Here is a 21,804-nt window from a genome sequence, read left to right on the forward strand (position 1 = left end):
ATTTTTCTTTTCGGACAATGGGTTGCTGTGATCTGGCGCTAGTTGAACAGGCGGTTCAGATCACGGGCGATCTGCCGTCTGGCTTGCTTCAGGTCCTGTGCGAATTGACCACCGACCGTGGTCCTGGCAGCGGTTTTCTGCGCGGTCTTTCGGACAGGTTTGCCCGTGTCGGCGGTGGCGGCCTGCGTCCCAAGGCCATCAGGCCGGAGTGGCGGCCGCGGGCTTTGGGCGATGACCATGCCCGGGTCTGCCGGAGCCCAGAGCGGAGCCATGTCGGGCACCGCGGAAAGTGCTCTCACCATGTCCGCAGTCAGGGCGGCGGAGGGGCCGGACCCCTCGGTCGAGGCGCGATGTGTTGTGGTCTGGTGTGGCCAGACAAGGATGGCGAAAGCCACCAGGAGGCCGGTCTTGACCACCCCGAGCGGTAGGGCAAGGCGCAAGAGGTCGGCCTGGGTGAAGCCCGCCTCATCGCGCAGGCCATAGATCGCCACTGGCTTGGCGCTGGACATCAGGGTCTGGCAAAAGCCGGTGCCCATGACGGCAATCAGGATCATCAGCGTCGCGTCGTGCCCAAGGCCCGCCATCGGCAGCGCGACGGCCGGGATCAGGATCGCCGCCCGGGCCGAGCGCGAGGCGATGGCAAGATGGGCCATGACAGCGATGACAGACAGTGCGACGGCAACCCCGGGGCCGCTTGCCAACAATCCCGAAGGCAGCGCCGACATGGCCCGAGTGGCCAGCCAGCGGTCGGCCCCGGTGTCGGTCATCGCCTGGGCCATGAGCATGGTGGCGGTCATGTAAAGGATCAGCTCGACATCGACCGCGCGGAACAGGTCCTTCGTCTTGCGGCTGGTGAAGGGGCGCGTCATCAGGATCAGTGCGCCGATCAGTGCGACCAGCGACATGCCAAGGCCGTGCCAGGCCTCGGTAAGCCAGAGGGCCACAAGGGCCGCCACGACCAGAAGGATGCGCGATTGTTGCGTGGTGCGGGGGCCTGCCGGTGCGGCGGCCGTCATCCGCAGGGACCACAGGCCGCGTGGCACGAACAGCCATAGGATCAGCGCGACCCCGGCCAGTGAGGCAAGCGCAGCCAGCGGGCCACCCAGAAGCAGCCAGTCAAGATAGCTTAGGCGGGGTGCCCCGGCGGCGACCATCGCCTCGACCGCGATCAGGTGCGCGCCCGCGCCGATCAGAGACCCGCCAGCCGACAGAAGGATGACCGTCGGGAACGTCAGCGCCAGGGCTCGCGCCAGTCGCTGGTCGGGCAGAAGCGGCAAAAGGGCCAGGAACACCGGCAAGAGGAGAGCCGCCCGCCCCGATGTCGATGGCAGGACAAGGGCCGTCAGTGCGATGGCTGCGGCCAGGGCAAAGGCGAAAACGGCGAACCTTGGCCGACGCGCCGTCAAAGGGGCGACCAGACGCTCGGCCAGGCCCGCGTCCTTGATGACGGCGGCGATGATGAAGGCGGCAAGGAGGAGCCAGACCAGGTCAGACCCGAGTGCTGCGTAAAGCTTGTCCTCGCCGATGGTCCCCGTCAGAACCAGGGCCATCGCCGCAGCCAGGGCGACAAGGCTTTCCGGAAGCCGGGTCAGGGTCCAGCCGATCACGGTCAGGACGGTGACGATCAGCGACATCCGGGCCTCGGTGCCAAGGTCGACGGGCAGGGTCCAGAGCGACCAGCATGATCCCAGCGCAAGGAGGGTGGCAACCATCCAGGACGGGACTGCAGCGGGCCGCCGGGATAGGGCTGGCCCCGTGCGGATGGCCGAATGAAGGACTGCGGTATCGGTCATGGCGTTTCCTTTCCGAGCGTTGGGCGGAAAACGCGGGGACGCGCGGTTTATTCCAGGCAACAGCGCGAAAACCTGCGGAAATCGTTACAAAAACTTCATGCAATAAAGTGTCGGCCCAGTCGTTTCCCCTTTGACCTGCATGAAAGGGAGATGCCTCATGGTCCTGTTTCACCACGATAACCAGCCGGATGAGGCGCAGCGGACGCTGGCCTTGGGCGATGGACGGGCGCTGCGATCGCGGGTTCTGCGAGGGGATGGCCCTGGCCCAGTGCAAAAGGCGAGACCGCTTGTGGCCCTGCACGGGATTTCCCGTGATGCCCGTGCCCTGTGGCAGGCTTTCAGCCCGCCCGCTGCGGCAGAGGGGCGGGCACTTCTGGTGCCACGGTTCACCGAGCGCGACTGGCCGCAGTTTCAGCAGATCGGCCGGGTCCGCCCCGACCATGTGCTGCTGGACCTTTTGCAGCAGGCCGGTCTGGCCAAGGAGCAGGTCGACCTCTTCGGGCTTTCCGGGGGCGCGCAACTCGCCCATCGGTTCGCGATGCTATATCCGCACCGGGTAGGTACGCTGCATTTGGCGGCTCCGGGCTGGTATACCTTGCCCGATACATCGGTGCCTTGGCCGCTGGGGCTGAAGCAGGGTCCCGCACAAGGCACCCCGAACGGTACGGGGCGGCGGTTGCGCGGGTTTGACGCGGCGGCGCTGTCGCGGTTGCAGCTTCGGCATTATCTGGCGCTGAAAGTGCGGCTTTGGGTCGGGGCAATGGATACGGGCCGCGACGCAAGTCTGCGCCAGACCGATCCGCTGGACGCGCTGCAGGGCAAAACCCGGCTGGAGCGCGCAGCGGCCTATGCCGAAGCCTTCTGCCGTGCGGCCTGTGCCCACGGGATCACTCCCGACATCGACCTGACCGTCCTGCCTGGTTGCGGGCACGATTTCACCGACTGCGCGCGGATCGGTGGTCTTGCCACCCGCGTCCTGCACCACGGCTAAGGCCGTTCCCCCTTTAACCAGACCTTCCAGACCTTAAGGATCAATGATGATGACCCCCTTCACTCTGCCCACGCAGACCAAATGGGCTTTCTCGGCGCGGCGCATTCCGCGTGACCTTGTGGCCGGGCTGGACCCCGATGTCACACATGCCCGCGCGGGCGAGCTGATCCTGGGCCGTGTCAGTGCCGTTGGCCAGCATGGGCGCATCCAGCTGGTCGAGGGGCGGCCCTCGACGCTTTACCCCGGCGACCTCATCGTGATGCCCTGCGGCGCGCGCTATGCGCCCGACCAGTTCGAGGGCCTGGCCGAGATCGAGGCAGACGGCTGCGACATGCTGGCGGGAGGCGGCTGTCTGGGCCGGATGATCTGGCGGCACGACAAGATGAAGGTGCCGACCCGGGTCCTGCCGCTGGGGCGGTTGACCGATGCTGCGGGCCGGGTGCTGACGACCGACCATTTTGCGTTGCCCCAGCCGTCGCGGCCGTCGCGCATTCCCTTGATCGTGGTGGTCGGGACCTCGATGAACTCGGGTGTGTTTCGGCGTGCAAAATTGACCCCCTGAGGCGGGGTATCGGCGTCCAATTTTGACCCCCCTGATGTTCTGTCGGACCGTCCGTTGCGAGGCAGCGGACGGAGGGGGAGTTGAAGCGGGTGGATACGATCGCGCGGGTGCGGCGGGCCTTCTATGTGCAGCGCTGGTCGGTGAAGAAGATCGTGCGGGAACTGCACGTGTCGCGGAACACAGTGCGGAAGATCCTGCGATCTGACGAGACGGACTTCAGCTATGAGCGGGAGCGGCAGCCGATGCCGCGGATCGGGCCGTGGCAGGGACAGCTTGAGCAGTTCTTGTCGTCCAATGCGAACAAGCCTTCGCGGGAACGGCTGACCCTGATCCGCCTCTTCGAAGAGCTGCGCGGGCTCGGATACGAGGGCGGCTATGATGCTGTGCGCCGGTTCGCCCGAAGCTGGTCGCAGAGTCGGGGCGCGGTGACGGCGGAAGCCTATGTGCCGCTCTACTATGCGCCGGGCGAGGCATACCAGTTCGACTGGAGCCATGAAGTCGTGGTGATCTCGGGCGTCACTGTGACGATCAAGGTGGCCCATGTCCGGCTCTGCCACAGCCGGATGATGTTCGCCCGGGCCTATATGCGCGAGAGTCAGGAGATGGTTTTTGATGCCCATGACCGGGCCTTTGCCTTCTTCAAGGGCACCTGCACCCGCGGCGTCTACGACAACATGAAGACGGCGGTGGAGGCGATCTTCACCGGCAAGGAACGGCAATACAACCGCCGCTTTCTGCAGATGTGCAGCCATTATCTGATCCAGCCCGTCGCTTGCACACCAGCCTCAGGCTGGGAGAAGGGCCAGGTCGAGAACCAGGTCGGGCTGGTGCGGGAACGGTTCTTCACACCGCGCCTGCGGGTCAAAAGCCTCGATGAACTGAACGCCTGGCTCCTGGACAAATGCGTGGCCTATGCCATGGCGCACCGCCATCCCGAAGAGGCCGACAAGACGATCTGGGAGATGTTCGAGACTGAGCGACTCCACCTCGTTCCTTACGTCGGCCGCTTCGATGGCTTCCACAGCGTGCCTGCCTCCGTGTCGAAGACCTGCACGGTTCGGTTCGACAACAACAAATACTCGGTCCTGGCCACGGCGGTCGGACGTCCGGTGGAGGTGCATGCCTATGCCGAGCGGATCGTCATCCGGCAGGATGGCGTCGTGGTCGGCGAGCATGCCCGCGCCTTCGGGCGAGGCCAGACTGTCTATGACCCGTGGCACTATGTGCCTGTTCTGGCGCGCAAACCGGGTGCGCTGCGCAACGGTGCGCCCTTCAGGGACTGGGTTCTCCCACCCGCCATGGCCGCGATCCGGCGCAAGCTGAAGGGCAGTGATGACGGCGATCGGCAGATGGTGCAAATCCTGAGCTGCGTGCCGGATGACGGGCTGCAGGCCGTCGAGGCCGCCTGTCGCGAAGCCGTGGATCAAGGCGTCCATTCCGCGCCGGTCATCATCAACATCCTTGCCCGACGACGAGATCCAACCCCGCTGCCAATTCTACTCACCCCCACCGCGCTGCGCCTGACCCACGAACCCGTGGCCGATTGCGCCCGCTACGACCGCCTCAGGAGGACCAGCCGACATGGAACGCACCCAAATCCTAGACCTGATGGGCAGCCTCAAGCTTTATGGGATGCGCAGCGCTTATGACGAGGTCATGGCAGCAGGTATCAAGCGTCAGCACGAGCCGCCCCGTATCGTCGGCGATCTTCTGCAATCGGAGATCGCCGAGAAGCAGGCGCGCTCGATCCGCTACCAACTGACCATCGCCAAACTGCCGCTGGCCAAGGACATCGAGCAGTTCGACTTCACCGACACGCCGATCAACGAAGGTCTGGTCAAGGACCTGGCCACCGGCAACTTCGTCGCCGACCAGCGCAATGTCGTCCTGATCGGCGGCACCGGGACCGGCAAGACCCACCTCGCCATCGCGATCGCCCGCGCCCTCATCCGGGGCGGCACCCGCGGTCGTTTCTACAATGTCGTCGACCTGGTGAACCGGCTTGAGACCGAGACCCGCGCCGGCAAACAGGGCCGCATGGCCGACTACCTCACCCGCCTCGACTTCGTCATCCTTGATGAGCTCGGCTATCTGCCTTTCGCCCAATCCGGCGGCCAGCTGCTCTTCCACCTGATCAGCCGCCTCTACGAGCGCACCTCCATCATCGTCACCACCAACCTCGCCTTCGGTGAATGGCCGGCCGTCTTCGGCGACGCCAAGATGACTACGGCGCTTCTCGACCGCCTGACCCATCACTGCGAAATCCTCGAAACCGGCAACGAGTCCTGGCGCTTCAAAAACCGCGCATGACACCGATCAGGGCCTGACCCGCCTCCACTCTGTGATCAGCTCCGTCGGCTCAGGCCCTGATCTCGACACCACAAGGGGGGTCAATTTTGGACGCCGATAAGGGGTCAGTTTTGCGCGCCGATTGACACCAGGCAAGGATGTGCCTGACCGGGCAAACAGAACGCCTCGGTCGGACCCGACCCTGCCTCAGGTTGCGTGGCCGATGACCGCTTCGAAACTTCGCCTCCCACCACCGGGGACTTGCGGGATGCGCGCAGTATCACTGCTGCGGGTAAATTCCCGTTCTGGGTCTTCAGACAGCGAACAGAGCCCGCTTCCGCAAACAAGTCACCCCAGGGAATAGAACGGTCCCTTCCTCCGCTTCCGATCATTGAAAACATGCCGCACGAAGGCTATGGTGCTCCAATGGACTACCGACGGAGAAGATGATGGGCGTGCACAAACAAAGTGTCAGCTTCACGGATGCAGCTTTCAACTTTGCCCGAGAGCTGGTCGAGAGCGGTGAGTATCCGAACATAAGCGCTGCGGTCTCTGGCGAGATGACGCGCGCGCGCGCCGTGCGGGAGAGGGAGCGTCTTCTCTTCGAAGCCGAAGTACAGCGCCGCCTGGCGCTTCCCCCTGATGCCTGGGAGCCCGTCCGAACGGGCGAAAGCATCACGTCAAGCGCGCGCGCGCATCTTGCCCGACGAGCAAAGGCCGCCGGTGGCACCGCTGCCTGATGCGCATCGTTCGACATCCTTTGGTCGACCAGGACCTTGCCGCTTTGCTTGATCACATCGTGGAAGTCACCGGCGGGGACTTCCATGCCGCCGACTTGCGCCTTGATGAGGTCGACGACCTTATCGAAGACATCTCAGCCAACCCGATGTCCGGCGTTCGTCTGGCGCAACCCCTCGACGGATGGCTGGTCCGACATGGCGGACGCGGCCATCGCCTTACCGTTGTGTTCCGCGCCGATCTCGACAGGAACTGCGTCTTTGTCGCAATTGTTGCCTTCGGTGGGCAGGACTGGATGACCGAAGGCGAGACAAGGAAATCCTTCAGCGGATAACCGAGGTGCGCTGTGGCCAAAAGGGCCTGTGCGACAGCTCTCCTTTGTAAGGATCTCCAATCTCTGTAGACGCTTTGCCGCTTGGCTTTAAGGCTGGGAGGCCGCGATGGGGACAAGCAACAGCTGCAACAGGTTCAACGCGGGATGCAGCGCGGCAGATCACGGTGCATGGGCATCCAGTTCGGCAGGCTTCGCGGCGGCTGAAGCGGAAGCTTGCTTGGTCCACCGAGGAGCGCGACATCCGGATAAAGCGTAAGCCATGAGCGCCCCTGCTGCGCACCCATGCCAAGAGCGGTCGCGGAAAGCTGCTTCCGACGCCTTTGGCGCGAACGCATCCGCCGCCGCACTTATTCGGCCCGAAACGTCGCAAGGCGGGACGTCTTCGAGCACATCGTGTCGTCCGACACCCCGACGCGCAAGCGCACGAACACCGGCATCCTGTCGCCCGTTGACTTCGAACTCAGGCAGCAGAAACTCAACCAGCCAAGTGCCTGGGAAACTAGAGGCCACTCAGTGCGCCTGTCCTTCACGGCCTTCGGCACCACGCGGGCCTTAAACCCCGCGTCAGGGGTCCTGCGCGGTGTCTGTCCTGAACTCCCCGCTCTGGAAGACTGGCAGACGTCGGATCGCAACTTCCGTCACTGCCCCATTCTCGGAGAGAAGCTCACAAGCCACACCTCAGACCGTTCAAACTGCGCGCGACCGCTTGGCGCGGGCCGTTCAGCTTTGGGTCCTCGGCAGCAATTTGACGTTCCTGGCCTGAACGCGCCTGCACGTATTCAGCTTTATGTGCGGTGATTCCCCCAAGCCGACGCCACATGTTGTGCTTTTTCTACAACAAACTGCGTTTACGGACGTCAAAGGCAAGAAGCGGGTGGAAATCACACGATTGGTCACTTAGACGTGATGGTTAATGAATGGTGGCCAAGTGCCTGGTGGTGAGTAAATGGCTTCGTCCGCATCTGTTCCGGTGTTCCGCAATGCTAACCGTGCAACCTTCGCACAGCATACAAGGCGCCTTTCCAGAAGGCTGACGCGCGCGGCGCAGGTCTTGAGCCTTCTGATCGTCGCTCTGCTTTCGGCAGCGACTGCAGCCTCGGCGCAGGATGTCGACTGGGTCACGAACATCAACGACACCGGGTCAGACCCGACCCCTGCCGGGGGACTGATCACCTATCAGGTGACGGTCACGAACAACGGGTTTGACGCAGCACCGGCAAACACGCTTCAGCTGCTCGTACCTGCCGGAACCACGCTTGAAACCACATCCGGCACGATCACTGGCTGTGCGCCGCTTCCGGCCACGGGGGCGACCACCGTAACATGCTCTGTGCCTCCACTCGCTGACAACGCCAGTGCGACGCTGACCGCCGGACTCCGCACGACGGTACAGGGCAGTGTCGTCATGGGTGCCCGGGTGCCCACGATCGCGCCCGAGATCAACGCGGCCAACAATGACGTGACCGGAACCACGACAATCACTGCGGGCTCCGACCTCGCCTTGACGGTCGCCGGGCCTGCGACGGCAGCATCGGGCAGCATTGCCACTTATACCTTCACCGCGACGAACAATGGTCCGGATCCGGTCGCCAATTTCAGCTTCACGGTTCCGATTCCAGCGGGGCTGACCAACACGTCAGCTCCGGCGGGCTGTACGCTCTCGGGGTCGACCTACACCTGTACGGTGGCAGGGCCAATTCCCGTTGGAGGCAGCGTCAGCCGCGACATCACCGGTCAGATCGCCGCAGCTGCGACGTCGACGGTCACGATTTCGGGCAGCGTCGCGACGGTGACGCCGTCGGACCCGATCACTGCCAACAACACGACGACCTTCAACACGACCGTAACCGCCGGTAGCGACGTGTCGATCAGCAAGGCGCGGTCGCCCTCGGGGTCTGTCTTCGTCGGCGACACCGTGACCTTCACATTGAGCTCGCAATATTCCGGAGACCCTGTCACCGGGCCGATCGTGATTACCGACACGATCCCGGCGAACTACGGCATCGTTTCGGTCACGCCGTCCGCGGGCAGCGGCTGGACCTGCACGACCACCGGCCAGCAAGTAGAATGCACCCGCGCCTCCGGTGCCGCTGCCGGAGCCAACGTCTCGCTTGGCAGCATCGACATCGTCACCACGGCCCTGACAGTGGGATCGCCGACGAACACGGCCAGCATCACCTCGGCGGGGCCGGTTGATCCGATTCCGGGCAACAACACCGCCACGGATGGCGGCGCCACGATCCTGCAACCCACAGCCGACCTGCGCGCCAACAAGTCGGGGCCAAGCCCGGCTTTGGTCGTCGTGGGCAACAGCTATGACTGGCGGATCAGCACGACCAACCTGGGCAACCGCCCCTTTGTCGGCACGGTCGAGATGACCGACACCTTGCCCGCTGGCCTGGACCTGACCAGCATCGCACTGAACGGCTGGACCTGTTCCCCGGCGTCGGGGACCGGGCCACTGACCGTGACCTGCTCGCGCGTCTACACGGCGGGCGCGCCGCTGGGTGTCGGAGACACCACGCCGGATGTAGTGCTGACAACCCTCGTTTCGGCAGCGGGTACGTTGACGAACGGCCTGTCCGTCACCTCGCCGAACCCGAACTTCCCCGACCCGGACCTCAGCAACAACGTCATCGGCGTGGGTGTTGGCAGCGTCGTGCCGGGTGGCTCGGCCGATCTGAGCGTGGTGAAGACCGCTGCCCCGGGCACAGTTGTCGCCGGCGATGTCGAGACTTTCACCATTCGCCTCGAGAATGCAGGTCCCGTCACGTCGCAGTCGGTCACTTTGACGGATGACCTTCTGGGCCTGATCAACAGCGCGACCGGACCGACCGGGGCAGGCGTGGTCTCGGTGTCGCTTGCCGCAGGAAACACGACGGGCGGCTCGTGCGCTGTCGTGCCGACGGGTGGCACCAGCGCCCGACTGGACTGTTCCTTCACCTCGGTTCCGCAATGCACGGCCGGGACCTGCGCCACGATCACCGTTGCAGTGCGCCCCGGCGGCGAGGCCGGCAGCCGCACGAACAGCGCCCGTGCGATCTCCTCGGTGACTGCCGATCCCGCGCTTGGCAACAACACCGGCACGGCAGGCTTTGCCGTCACCCCGCGCGCTGATGTTACGGTGGCCAAGTCGGCGACCCCGGACCCTTCGGTTGCGGGGCAGACGCTGACCTACATCGTGACCGCAACCAACATCGCCAATGGGCTCAGCTCGGCCGAGGCTGTGCGGATCACCGACACATTGCCCACCGGGTTGACCTTCCTGTCGGCCACGCCGTCGACCGGGTCCTGCTCGACCCTGCCAAGCACCACCGCGCCCACGGGCCCGGGCAACAACACCGTTGCCTGTACTTTCGGCACGCTGGGCAATGGGGCGCAGCAGACCGTGACCATCCTGGTCCGTCCGAACAACGTGACCAGGGGCGCCTTGATCACCAATGACGTGGTCGTTGCAACGGACACGCCTGAAACCGACACCACGAACAACAGTGCTTCGGTCACCACCGCGGTTCAGGACCCAGTCCTTGATCTGTTGATCAACAAGATCGACAGCGTCGACCCTGTCGCCGTCGGAGACGATACCGTCTACACGATCACCGCCCGCAACAACGGGCCGTCGGCGGCCGAGAACTTCAACATCACCGACACGCTGCCGGTGGATCGTCTGACGTTCCAGTCGGTCTCGGCCCCCGGTGGCACCTGTGGCACTGTGCCAGCGGTAGGCAGCCTGGGCGGCACGCTCAACTGCTCCTTCGGGACAGTTCCGGCCGGGGAAGAGCGCGTCATTCTCGTGACTATGCGCGGCTCGGCCAAGGGCAGCACGACAAACGTCGCGACCGTATCGTCGGACGAGGTTGTGGATGGGTTCGATACCAACCCGCTGAACAATACCGAAGACGAAGTCACCACCGTGCGCACCCGCGCCGATGTCGAGGTCGTCTCGAAGGTCGCCACCCCCGCCACGATCAACCTGCGCGAGCCGTTCACCTGGACGATCCTTGTGCGCAACAACACCGGACCACTTCTGGCCGAGGCTGACGGCACTGTCGTGTCCGACACGTTGCCTGCCGGGATGGAACTGACCGGCGCGCCGACCATCAGCACCTCCTCCTCGACGCCAGCCGCAAGCTGCACCGGGACGGCGGGGGGGACCTCCTTCACCTGCGCGCTGAACACCTTCGCCAGCGGCGGCACCGCGACAATCACGGTGCCGGTCCGGGTGGTTTCCGTAACGGCGGCCGCGCAATCGCTGACCAATACCGCGACGATCACCACAAGCTCGCGCGATGTCGAGCCTGGGAACAACTCGAACAGTGGCACGGTGCTGGTGAACTCATCCTCGATCGCCGGAACCGTGTTCCGCGACTTCGCAGATGACGGGTCCATCACGGCGGGCGATACCTTTGTCGGCGGCGTGCCGCTGACCTTGACCGGCACGGCCTTCGATGGAACATCCATCACCCGGACCGTTACCACAGCGGCAGACGGAACCTATCTGTTCCCGCTGCTGCCGGAAGGGTCGTACACCGTAACGCGCGGCGCGGTGGGGGAACCCCGGCTGGTCGATGGCGATCCCACGGCCGGCTCGGTCGGGGGAACCGTCACCGGGCCGACGGTGATCAGCTCGGTCTCCCTGCCTGCGAACACTGCGGCGACCGGCTATCTGTTCCCGGTTGTCCCGCAAGCCAGTGTCGGCATCGCCAAGCGGGCCGGAACGCTGACCGTCAACGCCGATGGCAGCTTCAACGTGCCCTTCACCCTGCTGGTCGAGAACCTGAGCCTTGAGGGTCTGACCTCGGGCGCGGTCACCGATGATCTGGATGGTGCAGCGCCGCTGTTTGGCACTCAGGTCAGCCTGGCAAGCCCGGGAACCGACCCCCTGACGCCCGGCTCCTACACGATGCTTGCGGCGCCTTCGGGCAGCTGTGGTGGGCTGAATGCGGGCTTCAACGGGGCCGGCGTCAACACGGTCGCCAGCGGATTCACTCTGGCAGCGGGTGCGACCTGCCAGATCGACTTCACCTTGCGGGTGCAGCCGACCGTACCGCTGCCTCCCGTCCTCGCCTCGGGCGGCCGCTACGAGAACCAGGCCACTGTCGACGCGGTGGGCGCGCTTTCGGGCCAGACTTCGGCGACGAACCCGCAGCTTCAGGACCTATCCGACAACGGAACCGACCCCGATCCGAATGGCAACCGCGCCGCGAACGAAGCGGGAGAGAACGATCCCACACCCGTCGCCCCTGCCTTTGCCCCGGCCATCGCGCTGGTGAAGCGGGCCGATGTCTCCGGCCTGTCGACTCCGGTCGTTCCGGGCGACGAGATCACCTACACGTTCGAGGTCACCAACACGGGCGACGTTACCCTGACGGGTGTGACGGTGACAGACCCGCTGCTCGGCGGCCTGATCCCCGGTGGCCCGATCACACTTGCGCCCGGCGCGTCCGACACCACGACCTTCACGGGGACCTATGTCGTCACGCAGGCCGACATCAACGCCGAAGAGGTCGTCAACCAGGCCACGACGGAGGGAACCGATCCCTTCGGCACGGTGGTCGAAGACGACTCGGGCACAGCGGTCGACAATGATACGCCGCTGGTGACACCACTGGTCCAGGCCCCGTCGATCACGCTGGTCAAGACCGCAGACGCGTCAGCCATCGGTTCTCCGACAGTCGTCGGCCAGATCATCACCTACAGCTTCACGGTCGAGAACACCGGCAACGTGCCCTTGACCAACGTGGTTCTGGACGACCCGCTTCCCGGTGTGGTGCTTTCGGGCGGGCCAATCGACCTTGACCCCGGTGAAAGCGACGCAACCAGCTTTACCGCGACCTATGCGGTCACTCAGGCCGACATCGACGCGGGCGAAGTGCGCAACCGGGCCACGGCGACGGGGACCTCTCCGGTGGGTGTCGATGTCAGCGACGAATCCGGCGCCGATCCGACGCTGGACGCAGACACCATCGTTCCGCTGAACCAGGGGCCTGCCATCGAACTGGACAAGATCGCCGATGTCTCGGGGATTGCGCTTGGCGCGGTCGCGGGCGACGTGATCCCGTACAGCTTTGTCGTGACGAACACCGGAAACGTGACGCTGAACGCCATCACCTTGGCCGACCTCCTGCCGGGAGTGGTCGTAAGCGGCGGCCCGATCGCCTCGCTTGCGCCAGGCGCCGTCGACAGCACGACCTTCACGGCAACCTACACCATCACCGCGGCCGATATCGCGGCGGGCGAGGTGGTGAACACCGCCACCGTCACCGGGCGCTACGGTCCTGGCAATACCTTGACCGTCACCGACAGCGACACCGAGACCGCCCCGACCATCGCCATCGAAGCGATCCCCGAGGTCTTCCCGCCCTTCACCACGGATGGTGGCACGACCACGTCGATGCTCGCCTCTGACACCGTGGCTGGGGGGCCGGCGACGCTGACCAACGTGACCATCCGCGTCATCGGCACCTCGAACCCCGGCGTGACGCTGGACCCCGCAACCGGGCTCATCACCCTTGCCCCGGGCCTGCCTGCCGGGCCCTACACGGTCGAGTACGAAATCTGCTCGGTCGTGGTGCCCACGGTCTGCGACACGACGACCGAAACGGTCTATCAGGCCCCGGTCGGCGTCATCGAGGCCACGAAGACGCTGGCGACCACCGACAACGGCGACGGCATCCTAGGGGTCGGCGATCTGGTCACCTTCACCATCACGGTCGAGAACCAGTCGAACACCTCGGTCACCGGGCTGACGCTGACCGACACGCTGACGACGATCTCGGGCACGGGTCTGACGCTGGACTCAGGGCCGACCTTCGTGTCCGCCAGCGCAGGCTCGCCTGCCGGGACACTTGCGGTGGATGAGATCGCGACCTACACGGCGACCTTCACACTGACCATCGAGGCGGTCAGCGGCGGCGGCATCAGCAACACCGTCACGGCGGACGCGACGACCGTCGTGCCACCGGGCCTGCCGCCATCCGTGGTGCCGGTGCCGGTCAGCGACGTTTCGGATGATGGCGACGATACCGACGGCAACACAGTGGACGATCCCACCGAACTGCGGGTCGATCCCAGCCTGGCGCCAACGGGTCTTTCGCTGACCAAGACGACCCCCCGCACCGTGGTTACGCGCGGCAGCGTCGTGCCCTATACGATCACTGTGCGGAACGACAATCCGGTGGTCTCGGGTCAGCTGGACATCGTCGACGTCCTGCCTCCGGGCATGCTTTATGTCGAGGGATCGGCCACTCTGGACGGGGTGCCGGTGGATGTCGAGGTACAGGGCCGCGTGATCACCTGGCCGGATGTCCCGGTTCCGCCCCTGACGACAGTAGAGGCAACCTTGCAAGCGCGCGTGACCAACGGCGCTGCGGCAGGAGACCTGGTGAACGTCGCCAGTCTGCGCAATCCGGCCACGAACGGCCTTCTGGCGCAGCGCGCGACAGCGACGGTCCGGATCGAACCCGAAGGCGTGTTCGACTGCGGTGACGTGATCGGCAAGGTCTTCGACGACCGCAACCGCGACGGCTATCAGGACGCGCCCGAAGCGGCTCCGATCATCGAGGACGCCTATGATCCGGACGGCAAGTACGGCAAGTACGGTGGCGCGCCCGAGGTGATCGAGGATGACGGCACCGAACCCGGACTGGCGGGTGTCCGCCTGGTCGGGGTGGATGGCACCATCATCACCACCGATGCCTTCGGCCGCTACAGCGTGCCCTGCGCGATGCTGCCGTCGGACCGTGGGTCGAACTTCATCCTGAAGCTTGACACCCGGTCGCTGCCTGCGGGCTACCGCGTGACGACAGAAAACCCGCTGGTGACGCGCCTGACCCCCGGCAAGATGGTCGAGATGAACTTCGGTGCCTCGATCGGCAAACTCGTCCGGATCGACCTGAACGCCAGCGCCTTCGCCTCTGAAGGCGGGAAGGCAACCCTGTCGCCCGACCTTGTCGCCGGGATCGGCACGCTTTTGCCCCAGATCGCCGGGGACGCGCCGACCCTGCGCCTGTCCTACTTCATCCCCAGTGATACGGATGCGGAAGGCGTGAAACGGGCACGGGCTCTCTTGACCCTGGTCGAGCGTCACATCCGACGCGAATGGCGTGACCTGGGCCGGACCAAGCTTACGATTGAACAGACGGTGGTGCGTAACGATGACTGAGCGTTTTGATGCAGAACCCCGCAAGACGCGCCGCCGCGCCCGACTACTGGCATCGACGGCTCTGCTTTCGCTGACTGTCTCGGCCGTCTCGGTAAGCGCCCAGACGGCCTGCCAGGACAACCTGTTGCCCCAACCCGAGGAGTGTCGTCGGGCAAATGGCGATATCGCGGTCGAAATGCCGGTCGGCGAGAACGCCGAGACGGTCGAAACCGCGCCGGGCACCGGCTTTTCGTCGCTTGGCTTCTCGATTTCGATCGAGGGGCAGACCGTCGCAGGGGCTCTGGCCCCCGCCACCCCGCAACGCACGACCGACCGGCAGGCCGCCGCCGCGGACATCGACGTCCGCTACGACGGGCTGATCCCCGCCACGATCCTCAACGTTTCAACCAGCGATCTGCGCGCTAGCTACCAGGCGGGCGAGACGGTGACCTTCCGGGCCTCGGCCAATTACCCCGCCTGGATCGACCGGGCCGAGATCATCGTCTATGACATGGCAGCCCCGGGGCGTGGCATCGTCGCCCGCATCCCGACGGCCCCAAACGGCGAGACAGAATGGACCATGCCCGAGGATGGCTCGGGCGAGCTTGCCTATGCGCTGCGCGTCTATGACAGCGCCGGGCGCTATGACGAGACGGTCGCGCTGGACCTTGTCCGCACCTCGGCCGCCTTCGAGACCCATGCCACCACAGGCCCCGTCACGGCTGCGGGTGAGGCCGAGGACCGCACCCGCCGCAAGACGATTCCGGTCCGCGGCGGGCAGGTCACGATTTCGGGAGGCAATGTCGGCACCGCTGTCGAGGTGATGGGCGAGACCGTCCCGGTCGATCCCGACGGACGTTTCGTGATCAGCCGCATCCTGCCGCCGGGGGACCATGTCGTCACCGTCAAGGCGAACGGGGGGTCGGTCGTGCGGGACGTGAACATCCCCGTCTCGGACTGGTTCTATGTCGGCATTGCCGATCTGACCCTGGGCAAACGCCTGGACGATGACCTAATCGAAGCCGATCCGGACTACGAGGACACCTATGTCGACGGGCGGCTTGCAGGATATGCCAAGGGCACCACGGCAGCTGGATACACGATCACCGGGTCAATCGATACCGGCGAAGGACCGATCGAGGACGCCTTCCGCCGTCTCGGCGACAGAGACCCCCGGCGCGTCATCGAACGGATGGACCCGTCGAACCTGTACCCGACCTACGGCGACGACAGCACGTCCTATGACGATGCCCCGACCTCGGGCCGCTTCTATCTGAAGGTCGCCAAGGAGGCGTCCTCGCTGACCTGGGGCGATTTCAAGTCCAACATCGACGGCACCACTTTCCTGCGTCAGTCGCGCGGCCTTTACGGGGCCGAGCTGCGCTATGTCACCCCCAGCGTCACCACGAACGGTGACCCGCGCGCCACGGTCACGCTTTATGCCGCGCAGCCGGACACCCTGCCGCAACGCGATATCCTGCGCGGGACGGGCGGGTCGGTCTACTTCCTGTCGCGGCAGGACATCAACATCGGCTCCGAGACCATCACGGTCGAGACCATCGACCCCGTGACGGGCCGGGTGGTCAGCCGCGCGACCCTGACCGAAGGGGTCGACTACCAGATCAACTACCTGCAAGGCGTCCTGATCCTGACGCGGCCCCTGGGATCGTCGGTTGACGATGGCGGGCTGGTCACCGACGGGTCGGGCAGCCTGGATGCGAACCTGGTCGCCCAGTATGAATACACCCCGACCGGCGGCAGCCTGGACGGAAGCTCGTTCGGCGGTCGCGCGACCATCGCTGCAACCGAACGGCTGACCTTCGGCGTCACCGCGCTGTCGGAAACCACCGGCGCGGCTGACCAGCGGATGACCGGCGTCGATGTGCGCTATGCGCTGGGAGAGACCAGCTTCATCGAAGCCGAAATCGCGCAGACCGACGGTCCTGGCATTGGCCGCGCCTTCTCGACCGACGGCGGGTTGACCATCACCTCGGACGGCATCGCCGGCGGCGGCAAGGCGCAAGCCTACCGCTTCGACTCGCGCTTCGACCTCGTTGAACTTGGCCTGTCCCGCCCGGGCTTCGTCCAGCTGTATGGCGAGCGCAAGGACGCGGGCTTCTCGACGCTGACCGAGGACATTGCCGAGGATCAGACCCTCTTGGGCCTGAAGTCCGAAGTCGAAGTCTCTGATCGGCTGACCTTCGGGCTGGATGCGGAAACCTTCGACAAGGACGGCGGCGACCGCAAGGACAGCGCCGAGCTGCGTCTGACCTATGACCTGACCCCGGTCTGGTCGGTCGAGGCAGGGTTGGCCTATCTGGACCAGCGCATCCTGGCCGAACCGGAAGACACCGGCCGGCGCACCGATCTTGGTCTGCGGCTGAATTACCAGCCCAGCGACGACCTGCTGCTGTACGTCTTTGGTCAGTCGACCCTTTCGACCAGCGGCGGGATCGGGCGCAACGACCGCCTGGGCGTGGGCTTCGACACCCGTTTGTCCGAAAAGCTGTCCCTCTCGGGCGAGGTTTCGGACGGCGACAAGGGTGCCGGGGCAAAGGCAAAGCTGTCCTACCGGCCCACAGCCGACAACGAAGTCTATCTCGGCTACACGCTTGATCCGACCCGGACCGGAGCCGCCTACGAACTGGTCGGTCGCGATCGTGGCAAGATCGTCATGGGCGGTCGCTACAAGTATTCGGACAGCGTCTCGACCTGGACCGAAAGCGGCTGGGACCTCTATGGCGAACGCCGCTCCCTGGCCCGGACCTATGGTGTCACCTACACCCCCGACGCCCGCTGGACCTTCTCGGGCGGGATCGAATCCGGCACTGTCCGCGACAGCGTCAACGGCGACTTCGACCGTGACGCCGTGTCGCTTGGGATGGCCTACAAGGGCGACGGCCCCGTCTCCGCCCGCGCGCGGCTGGAATACCGCACCGAAGACGGCGAGGGCCTGCCACAGGACCGCGAAACCTGGGCGCTGTCGGGCGGCTTCGAGTACAAGGTGAACGACAACTGGCGGGTTCTGGCCAACCTGGACGCGCTGAAATCGACCAGCGATCAGGACAGCTTCCTGGATGGTGAATATGTCGAAGCCAGCCTTGGCTACGCCTATCGTCCGGTGGACAACGAACGCCTGAACCTTCTGATGCGCTACACCTACCTGCGCGACCTGCCAGGCGCGGACCAGGTCTCGGCCAACGGGACGACCGAAGGCCCCTTGCAGGTCAGCCATGTGTTCTCGATCGACGGGAACTATGACCTGTCGTCCCGCCTGACCCTGGGGGCCAAGTACGGCTTCCGGACCTCGCGGATCGCCGAGCGTGGGACAGACCTCTTCGACGACAACAGCGCTCATCTTGGCATCGTGCGGCTTGACTGGAACGTCGTCCACAAGTGGGACCTGCTGGCCGAAGGGCGCGTTCTGGTGACGGAAGGCGTGGCGACAACGGATACCGGGGCGCTGCTGGCCTTGTATCGGCACTTCGGCAACAACGCGAAAGTGGGCCTGGGCTATGAATGGGGCGAAGTGTCGGACGATCTGACCGACATCGACTATACCAGCTCTGGCCTGTTCCTGAACCTGATCGCCAAGTTCTGATACCGGACTCGATGGTCCGCCCTGGCCGCGCGTCAGGGCGGCAGGACGCTTGGGCCGCTTCAGTCGCCGATCCGGTGGACCGAAATCGGCAGCTGGGCGCCTGCCTTGCCAAGCGCGCGCCGCAGGGCCTCTTGTCCCCCGGCGCGCCCTGCATCGGTCAACGCCTGGCCCAGGGCAAGTCCCGCAAGGTAGCCTTCCACATAAGCCAGCGGTGCCGGATCACGCAGCGCCGCTTCCAGCAAGGACGCGTCCGGAGCGGCAAGATAGATCGGGACCGCCCCCTCGATCAGCGCGCCAAGCCCGGGCGCGGCAACTGCAAGATCGGCATAGACAGCGTCTATCGCGGTCAATGACGGTGGGGTCACGCCTGGACTGGTCCATAGCAGGACCCTGGCGCTCTCATCATGAACCAGCCCGCGCTGGCGCAAGCGAAAGTCACGTTCGGGCGCTGACAGCGCCGTCAGCCAGCGTATGCGCCGGTGGCCGTCATCGACAATCCGGGCGAAAAGCAGCGCCTCCGAGACCTCTGAGACACCAAGTAGCGCGGTCTCGGCGATATCGTCCAGCGCAAGCGCGTCACCCGCCCCCACAAGAACGATGCTCCGACCATAAGCACCGCCAGCATCATTGAACGCTTGTGCTGCATCGGCAAAACCGCCCAAGCGTGGCTCGATGGCTCCGAATCTGACCCTCAGCTCGCGCGGACCGAAAGCCCGGCGGTCATTGGCCTCAAGACGAGTCAGACTTTCGACCAGGCCTGCCATCGCCGCGTCGTCCATAAGATAGCGCGGCATGGCCGCCGAAAGCTTCTGCCCGTCCGGCCCCACCCCGGCGCGCACCGCCCGGGCGAAGGTTTCCGCGTCATAGGCTGATCGTCCCCCGGTCGGTGTGGTCAGCGCTTCCCAGGTCACGGGCGGGATCAAGGTCGCACCCTCATCGTCGCCCCGCCCGTCGGCACCGTGGCACCCGGCGCAGGCGAGTTGCGAGCCCTCGACACGCACCGAGCCATCGGCAATCAGCGCTTCCGCCCCGCTCCCCGTGAAGTACAGCGTGTCAGGCATCTCCCAGGCAACCGCAGGATCAGCCAGCAAGGTCACGGCCAGCACATGTCGCCAGGCCATCAGAACCCCGTCGCCAGGTCGATCAGTCCATCCGGTTCGGGAAGACCCACGATCCGCTGGAATTCCCCGGTGCCCACATTCCCGATCAACAGCATCGGATTGTGATCTTCGATCGGCCCTGCCGGCAGGCCAAAACTGTCCAGAAGCAGAAAGGTATCCACCGGCGCTGCCGTCAGCCAAAGCCATCTGTCGCTGGCCCCGACCGCCTGCGCCGCCTCGGCCAGCTTGGCAGGCGTGTCGTTCACAGGGTCGATGGTCAGCGTGACAATGGTCAAGGGCAACCGCTCGGCAACGATCCGGTCATCCACCTCGGCCAGAATGGCGTTCGTGATCGGGCAAAGCGTGGTGCATTCGACGAAGCTGAAGCTGACGATCACTGTCCCCGCTCCATGCAGGCGCGAAACAAATCCCTCGACCCGGTAAGAGCTGTCGGTCATCGGCGCGTCGGGCAAAGCCAGCCTCTCGGTCGCCGGACGGTCGGCCCAGGCAATCGTCGGCAAGGTCGCAAGGACCAAAAGAAGCCTGTGCATTGTCAATCCTCAAGCGCCAGGGGCAAGAAAGCTCGGCCACCGTCAGCCACGGCCGTGACGATCACCGGGCGCGTGTCCGGCAGGCGGAAGAGCGACGTGACGCGCCCGTCGGCGTCGGTCCTGACCACGGCCGACCTGCGCCAGTTGGCCTGTGGGGCACTGAAGATCAGACGGACCGAAGTCATGCGCGACGGCACTCCATCCGGCCCGACAAGGGCAAGCCGCACCGCACCGCCATCGCGTTCGGCAAGGATCAAGCCAGGGCCCTTGTCGGCGGCGGCAACCTCGGCCCGAGTCGGCACATCAAAGCACACCGTTTGCCCGCCCAGTCCCGTCGTCAACACAAGCTCCCACCCCGTCCCGACGGCAGGAAGCAGCGCCGTGCCAGTGAAGCCGCCGGGCGACGTCTCGCGGAAGGAGCGGTCCAGCACGGCAATCCGCCGCGGTTCTCCGCCGCGCAACTGCACACGCGTCATCGGCCAGGTCTTGTCGCTCATCGCCGGGGTCATCCTCAATTTGTGTGTCACGGTCTGACCGAGTTTCACAGATTGAAGGGATCAGGCCGTGGTATCGAAGAAGCATTGGGCTCCAACCGCCAACGTGGAGGTTGGTGAGGTCCGCCAGTCTGAGACGGGTGCATGGGTCGTATCTGGCAGACTGGCTCCGAATGGCACCTGCCCTGAGTGCGGGACGCCCTCAAGACAGCGACATGGTTGGAGGTGCCGGCGGATCGAGGATTTTCCTGCTCAGGGCCAAGCGGTTTGGATCGAGCTCAGGGTTTGTCGATGGCGATGTTTGAACTCGGATTGCCGCCGCCGCACGTTCTCCGATCGCGAGGCGGCGGTGGCGACCCCTTATGCGCGCCGGACGTCTCGACAGGCGCAACTCTTAGGCCATGTGGCGCACGCCGCTGGCGGCACCCCAGCTGAACGGCTCTTGCGGCGACTGGGTATCCGGGTCAGTGACGATACTATTCTCCGACAGTTGCTACGCGCAGCTCAAGTTGTTCCACCACGCGCACGGATCATCGGGATCGATGATTGGAGTTGGCGAAAGTCGCAGAACTACGGGACGATCATCATCGACCTCGAGCGTCGCGCCGTCATCGATGTTCTCGAAGATCGTGATGTCGTCACATGCACCGACTGGCTAAGGCGTCATCCTGAGGTGGAAGTCATAAGCCGGGATCGCTGCGGTCTCTACGCCCAAGCCGCCCGAAAAGGAGCGCCGCAGGCGGAACAGGTCGCCGACCGGTTTCATATCGTGCAGAACCTTCGCATGGCAATCGAGGAGCAAATGAACTTGCACGGTCGCGCGACTGGCAGAGCATTGCTCTCCGATGCAGACAACATCAGCACGGCCAGTAACCTTCTGAAGTCACGTCTTGCGCACCGCAAGTCTCGCGAGGAGATATACGAGACAATTCGGGCACTTCGGCAGCAAGGGCTGACGTGCAGCGAGATCGGGCGGAGGACGGGGTTTCCCCGACGTAGCGTCGCGAAATGGCTGCAGTTCGAGACGCCACCGGACCGAAAGCGCGCGGTCCTCAAACGCTCGTCTGCATGGTATTTTGAAGAGTACCTGAAGCAACGCTGGGAGAACGGTATTCGCAGCGGCAATGCACTGCTCCCTTTGATCCAAGAACGTGGTTACGAGGTAAGCGTCCGGCCCGACCGCCCTGCCGCGTGGTGAGAGAGGCGGA

General features: G+C 65.0%; 13 protein-coding genes and 1 pseudogene. 10 read left to right on the forward strand and 4 right to left on the reverse strand.

Annotated elements, in window-relative coordinates:
* Positions 1 to 38 precede the first annotated feature (38 nt).
* Positions 39 to 1,793 (reverse strand): SLC13 family permease, encoded by a 1,755-nt coding sequence (locus LX70_RS16845; RefSeq protein ID WP_245885118.1) that lies wholly within the window; start codon positions 1,791 to 1,793, stop codon positions 39 to 41.
* Between the two features lie 376 nt (positions 1,794 to 2,169).
* Here LX70_RS16845 and LX70_RS16850 point away from each other — a divergent pair, with 376 nt between their 5' ends.
* The 9 genes and pseudogenes from LX70_RS16850 (at position 2,170) to LX70_RS16885 (ending at position 18,451) form a co-directional block, all read left to right on the forward strand.
* On the forward strand, positions 2,170 to 2,784 hold the full coding sequence (locus LX70_RS16850; RefSeq protein WP_105515970.1) for an alpha/beta fold hydrolase: 615 nt from the start codon (positions 2,170 to 2,172) through the stop codon (positions 2,782 to 2,784).
* A 49-nt stretch (positions 2,785 to 2,833) separates the two neighbouring features.
* Positions 2,834 to 3,346, forward strand: coding sequence for a hypothetical protein (locus tag LX70_RS16855; RefSeq protein WP_146111639.1), 513 nt, complete (start codon positions 2,834 to 2,836; stop codon positions 3,344 to 3,346).
* Between the two features lie 80 nt (positions 3,347 to 3,426).
* Positions 3,427 to 4,995: an IS21 family transposase gene (istA, locus tag LX70_RS16860; RefSeq protein WP_105515972.1), complete on the forward strand. Its 1,569-nt coding sequence runs from the start codon at positions 3,427 to 3,429 to the stop codon at positions 4,993 to 4,995.
* Positions 4,928 to 5,656: an IS21-like element helper ATPase IstB gene (istB, locus tag LX70_RS16865; RefSeq protein ID WP_105515973.1), complete on the forward strand. Its 729-nt coding sequence runs from the start codon at positions 4,928 to 4,930 to the stop codon at positions 5,654 to 5,656. The genes istA and istB overlap by 68 nt, the downstream gene beginning before the upstream one ends.
* A 428-nt stretch (positions 5,657 to 6,084) precedes the next feature.
* Positions 6,085 to 6,375, forward strand: coding sequence for a hypothetical protein (locus tag LX70_RS16870; RefSeq protein WP_105516014.1), 291 nt, complete (start codon positions 6,085 to 6,087; stop codon positions 6,373 to 6,375).
* Positions 6,375 to 6,707, forward strand: coding sequence for a type II toxin-antitoxin system RelE/ParE family toxin (locus tag LX70_RS16875; protein WP_105515974.1), 333 nt, complete (start codon positions 6,375 to 6,377; stop codon positions 6,705 to 6,707). Before LX70_RS16870 ends, LX70_RS16875 begins: the two co-directional genes overlap by 1 nt.
* A 291-nt stretch (positions 6,708 to 6,998) precedes the next feature.
* Positions 6,999 to 7,184 (forward strand): annotated as a pseudogene (locus tag LX70_RS20960) (IS3 family transposase); the annotation flags it as partial.
* Positions 7,185 to 7,653: 469 nt separating this feature from the next.
* Positions 7,654 to 14,871, forward strand: a complete 7,218-nt coding sequence (locus LX70_RS16880; RefSeq protein ID WP_105515975.1) for a DUF7507 domain-containing protein — start codon at positions 7,654 to 7,656, stop codon at positions 14,869 to 14,871.
* Positions 14,864 to 18,451, forward strand: a complete 3,588-nt coding sequence (locus LX70_RS16885; RefSeq protein WP_211301748.1) for a TonB-dependent receptor — start codon at positions 14,864 to 14,866, stop codon at positions 18,449 to 18,451. The genes LX70_RS16880 and LX70_RS16885 overlap by 8 nt, the downstream gene beginning before the upstream one ends.
* A 59-nt stretch (positions 18,452 to 18,510) precedes the next feature.
* On the opposite strand, the gene LX70_RS16890 is transcribed toward LX70_RS16885, so the two are convergent.
* The 3 genes from LX70_RS16890 to LX70_RS16900 are packed head-to-tail and all read right to left on the reverse strand — an operon-like array spanning position 18,511 to position 20,599.
* Positions 18,511 to 19,572, reverse strand: a complete 1,062-nt coding sequence (locus LX70_RS16890) for a c-type cytochrome (RefSeq protein ID WP_105515977.1) — start codon at positions 19,570 to 19,572, stop codon at positions 18,511 to 18,513.
* Entirely contained in the window at positions 19,572 to 20,102 is a 531-nt protein-coding gene (locus tag LX70_RS16895; protein ID WP_105515978.1) for an SCO family protein, read from the reverse strand. Before LX70_RS16895 ends, LX70_RS16890 begins: the two co-directional genes overlap by 1 nt.
* Before the next feature lie 2 nt (positions 20,103 to 20,104).
* Positions 20,105 to 20,599, reverse strand: coding sequence for a hypothetical protein (locus LX70_RS16900; RefSeq protein WP_146111641.1), 495 nt, complete (start codon positions 20,597 to 20,599; stop codon positions 20,105 to 20,107).
* 103 nt (positions 20,600 to 20,702) lie between these two features.
* On the opposite strand from LX70_RS16900, the gene LX70_RS16905 reads away from it, so the two are divergent.
* On the forward strand, positions 20,703 to 21,794 hold the full coding sequence (locus tag LX70_RS16905) for an ISL3 family transposase (RefSeq protein WP_245885123.1): 1,092 nt from the start codon (positions 20,703 to 20,705) through the stop codon (positions 21,792 to 21,794).
* The last annotated feature ends 10 nt before the right edge of the window (positions 21,795 to 21,804 follow it).

It is taken from the genome of Albidovulum denitrificans, assembly GCF_002973535.1.
Taxonomy (GTDB): domain Bacteria; phylum Pseudomonadota; class Alphaproteobacteria; order Rhodobacterales; family Rhodobacteraceae; genus Albidovulum; species Albidovulum denitrificans.